We start from the raw sequence: 3,656 nt of genomic DNA, 5'->3' as shown, positions 1-3,656 counted from the left end.
GTCCAGGGCAGCTTCAAGATAAACGCCAACGCTGCCATCACCGGCAGCGGGGTGACCATCTTCATGTCGGGCAGTTCGACGGTCAGCATGAATGGCAATGCCTCCGTGCAGCTTAGCGCGCCGACTTCGGGCAGCTATTCAGGCGTTCTGTTCTACGGCGACAGGACCGGTAACAGCGCATCCAGCACATTCAACGGCACAGCGGACTCGCTTTTGACCGGAGCCATCTACTTCCCCAAGCAGCAAGTGAACTATCTTGGCAACTTCTCGGGCAAAGGCGGCTGCACCCGGGTCGTCGCCGATACGATCCAATGGTCCGGCAACTCAACCATCAATCAGGATTGCTCAAGCCTCGGAATAGACGACATTCCGGCCGCGCCGTCCGTGGCGCTGGTCGAGTAGCTTCGTGGAGCGCCGATCGATGCCGATCCTTGGCGATGATTCGGGCGTTGCGGCGGTCGAGTTCGCGATGGTGCTGCCGATTCTGTGCCTGGTGCTGCTTGGTATTCTGGACGGCTGGTCCTACGTAACGAGTTCACTGTCGATGCGCGCCGGTGTGAAGACCGCCGCGAACCTGGTCATGAGCGGATCGACCGATGATGCGGCGACCCAGGCCCTTGCCATTGCGAGTTGGGAAAATCGGCCGGAAGACGGCCAGGTCACGCTAAGCCGCATCCGTATGTGCGGGGCGACGGTGGTCGACGCGTCCACCATGTGCAGTGGGCCGAAGGTGCCGGCGGTCTATGTCCAGATACAGGCATCGGGCACCTGGGTGCCGCCAATTGCCTTCGGCCCATTTGCCACTTCCACTGTAATCGGTCACCAGGAGACGATCCGTGTCCGCTAGGGTAAGCGCGTTCCGGCGGGATCGATCGGGCGGGGCCGGGCTGGAGTTCGCGCTGATCGCGCCCTTCCTCGTCATGCTGCTGTTCGGGATCTTCGCCTTTGGCTGGTCGATGCACTCGGTCTCCAGTGTTCGCTATACGCTGGAGACGTCAGCGCGCTCGCTGCAGCTTAAGAACACGCTGACCCAGGCCGACATTCAATCGATCGCCACGCAGAAATTGCAAGCCTTGGGGTTTAAGGACGTGAACGTCACCATCGCCATCGACCCCGTGAGCGGCGGCTTCCGCATGGCGCATCTGACCGCGGCCTATGCCTTCGTCATCGACTTCCCCTACTTCAGTTCCTTCCCGATCAACTACGCGACAACCGTTACGGTGCCGCTGCTTGGCAGCGGCTAGGCTGTGGCCTGATAGCCTCGCGCGCTGGGGCTCTGCTTACTTGTACGCCTTGAGCGCGATCAGACCGCCGAGAATGGTTATCGCCATGAGGATCAGCGCCCACGACACAATGTTGTGTGACAGACGCCTCCGGCGACTGCGCAGGGCCTGGTCCCGCCAGCGTTTGGCCTGATCAGCCCCTGTGTTTTGTCGATCCACGTCCTTCTCCACGAGCAGAATGCGACTCATGCCGGCTGGTGTCCAGATCGGCACCGGTTTTGGCGGTCACGATGCAAGCTTGGCACTCAGCCTGCTTTTGATGGCACGGGGCTAGATAATATATTTCGTAGTGCTAATATTAAGGTGACGCTAGGTCATGTCCGACCATCTGTCGGGTGCAATATGGGGGTTCCAATGAGAGTGGCTGTATTTTGCGTGGCTGTCGTTTTCGCTGCGGCTGGTGTCGCTGTTGCCAAGGAAAAGAAGGCGGCGGTCAGTGACGCCGCCGCCTTGTGTTCCACCAACCCGTCAGCCAAGAAGCCCGCTCCAAATCTGGACTGTGGTTTCACGGGAACCGCCAAATCGGAAGATAGCGGCGCAAAGGCAGAGCCGCGCCTCGGATACGACGCCAATCCGTGGATTGTAACCGGCTTTTGACTTCGCGTTGGCGGATGCCGGTTGAAGCGCTGAAGAGGGGCGTCTTGACCGGCGGGCGTCGCCCCCGCGACCGGAGCGTAACGGTCGGGCGCCGTCGAGAAGGAGGAAGCGCAAATGGCCGCCTATCTGATCGCGGATGTAGACGTAAAGGACGCTGCCGCGTTCGAGGAATACCGGCGGGATGTGCCAGCCACCGAGGAGCGTTATGGTGGGAGATATCTAGGTCGTGGCGGTGCGACCAAGGTCTTGGAGGGCGATTGGGAGCCACACCGTTTGGTTATTATCGAATTCCCCGACATGACGTCGTTGATGGGCTGGTACAATTCGCCGGAATACGCCCGCCTTATTGAAATCCGGAAGCGTTGCGCCAACACCAGGATCATTGCGCTCGAGGGGGTTGCAACACCCACTCTTTGACCGTGGTGGCTCGCCTTCATCAGGTAGTATCCGGCTTGTTTGCCCGAATCCGTACACCGCGAAGTCAGCTGTTTAAAGCCGGGAAACCAGGCAATAAATGCGGGCTTACCACTGCGGGGCTTTCTCATTGTGCGGTGCCCGAGAACCCAACTCGACCGTGCAATGAAAAGCCCGCCACGGGGGCGACCTGCGGCGGGCTCTTGGAGCGGCTACATCCCTGAGGAATCGACCACTTTGTAGCAGGATTATGACCTGTGTGGCCGCGTTAGCCTATGGTGTGATCGCGGAAGACTGCGCGTCAGTTGACGACCGCGGCAGAGAGCCAGGCGAAATTGGCCACATTGGGAGGGAGGTTTGCGCTAAACGCATTATTCTTCTGGTACGCCCAAGGGGAATCGAACCCCTGTTACCGCCGTGAAAGGGCGGTGTCCTAACCGCTAGACGATGGGCGCGCTCAGACGAAGCGGCTTATACTGGCGTTGTGCGCAACCGGCAACCCGTCAGGTGCCACCTTGGACAACTTTTTTCCGGGCCAGCCAAATCAACGATTTCCCGAGGGTTGGCGGGCTTTGATAATTAGCGGCGACACCCATCGTTTAGTCATCCTCGGGCGAAGCAAGGAGCGCAGCGACGCGGCGCAGACCCCTGGAGCTGCTCCGCAGCCCAAGGGATCCATGCCGCGACTCAAACGCATCACCACGGTGCAGAATTCTGCTCCGTCGCATTCCTCGACAGCCGTCGCGGCATGGATCCGAGGGTCTCGCGACGGGAGCTTCGCTCCTGCTTCGCCCTAGGATGACGAAGTTTGTGGGAGACTTCGGCTAATCCCGAATGCTTAGAATGGTCACCGGTACGATCTTGGCTGCTAATAGGCCTAAGACCGTCTGCTAGACTAGCCATCACCGCCGCTGCGCCGGCGGCAGCGCCAGTTCCAGTCGCGTTCGGGGCCGACGTCGACGTGAACCGATTCTGTGTGGCAGTAGGTGCCGACGCCACCGCGGCCGGGCATGCTTCTGATGTAGCTCGCCAGTTCCCATTTCGAAACGCCGGGAACCTGGATATCGGCGGCGGCGCAATACATGTGCAGCGAATTCTTGGCCCCGTTGGCGCGCCGGTTGCGGGCCGGGTCGCGATAGCCTGACGTCACCGTCATCTTGCGGCCGTAGTGGCCTTCGATCGTCTTCAGCACGCGCACCAGCGACGGCTTCAGGCAGGCCACATCGACGCTTTCGTTCTGCTTGAGCAGCCCGTTGGGCGCCAACCGGGCCATGCCGGCGGCTGACGCAACCTGATAGGAGCCGCCGATTGGCCCCTCATCCTCGTTGAGGTCGACGTCGCTTTCGTCGTCGAGGCCGGACT

The 3,656-nt window shown here is 60.7% G+C and carries 6 protein-coding genes, 1 tRNA gene and 1 pseudogene; 5 read left to right on the top strand and 3 right to left on the bottom strand.

What is annotated here, in order from left to right; translation table 11 throughout:
- The 3 genes and pseudogenes from EOD15_RS30705 to EOD15_RS30695 form a co-directional block, all read left to right on the top strand.
- A pseudogene (locus EOD15_RS30705) lies at window positions 1-402 on the top strand (hypothetical protein); the annotation flags it as partial.
- Window positions 403-421: 19 nt separating this feature from the next.
- Complete coding sequence (locus EOD15_RS30700) at window positions 422-847, top strand: TadE/TadG family type IV pilus assembly protein (RefSeq protein ID WP_127270090.1); 426 nt, start codon at window positions 422-424, stop codon at window positions 845-847.
- A complete protein-coding gene (locus EOD15_RS30695) occupies window positions 837-1,244 on the top strand; it encodes a TadE/TadG family type IV pilus assembly protein (protein WP_127270088.1) in 408 nt (135 codons plus the stop codon). The genes EOD15_RS30700 and EOD15_RS30695 overlap by 11 nt, the downstream gene beginning before the upstream one ends.
- Window positions 1,245-1,280: 36 nt before the next feature.
- Here the strand turns inward: EOD15_RS30695 and EOD15_RS30690 are convergent, their stop codons facing one another.
- Window positions 1,281-1,472: a hypothetical protein gene (locus tag EOD15_RS30690; protein WP_164762344.1), complete on the bottom strand. Its 192-nt coding sequence runs from the start codon at window positions 1,470-1,472 to the stop codon at window positions 1,281-1,283.
- A gap of 186 nt (window positions 1,473-1,658) precedes the next feature.
- Here EOD15_RS30690 and EOD15_RS30685 point away from each other — a divergent pair, with 186 nt between their 5' ends.
- On the top strand, window positions 1,659-1,880 hold the full coding sequence (locus tag EOD15_RS30685) for a hypothetical protein (protein ID WP_185929122.1): 222 nt from the start codon (window positions 1,659-1,661) through the stop codon (window positions 1,878-1,880).
- Between the two features lie 114 nt (window positions 1,881-1,994).
- Window positions 1,995-2,297, top strand: a complete 303-nt coding sequence (locus EOD15_RS30680) for a DUF1330 domain-containing protein (RefSeq protein WP_127327465.1) — start codon at window positions 1,995-1,997, stop codon at window positions 2,295-2,297.
- A gap of 377 nt (window positions 2,298-2,674) precedes the next feature.
- Here the strand turns inward: EOD15_RS30680 and EOD15_RS30675 are convergent.
- Window positions 2,675-2,749: transfer RNA gene (locus tag EOD15_RS30675), tRNA-Glu, on the bottom strand.
- A gap of 440 nt (window positions 2,750-3,189) precedes the next feature.
- Window positions 3,190-3,656: YcbK family protein (locus tag EOD15_RS30670; RefSeq protein WP_127409138.1), on the bottom strand; the 467-nt coding region annotated here is incomplete at its 5' end.

It is taken from the genome of Mesorhizobium sp. M7A.T.Ca.US.000.02.2.1 (genome assembly GCF_003996995.1).
Taxonomy (GTDB): Bacteria; Pseudomonadota; Alphaproteobacteria; order Rhizobiales; family Rhizobiaceae; genus Mesorhizobium.
The sequence above is the reverse complement of the archived record's forward strand: the minus strand, read 5'-3'. Positions and strand labels throughout refer to the sequence as shown.

Excerpts from the sequence above, each read along its gene's own strand:
- EOD15_RS30700 (WP_127270090.1), top strand. The coding sequence starts at position 422 with ATGCCGATCCTTGGCGATGATTCGGGCGTTGCGGCGGTCGAGTTCGCG.
- EOD15_RS30690 (WP_164762344.1), bottom strand. The coding sequence starts at position 1,472 with ATGAGTCGCATTCTGCTCGTGGAGAAGGACGTGGATCGACAAAACACA.
- EOD15_RS30680 (WP_127327465.1), top strand. The coding sequence starts at position 1,995 with ATGGCCGCCTATCTGATCGCGGATGTAGACGTAAAGGACGCTGCCGCG.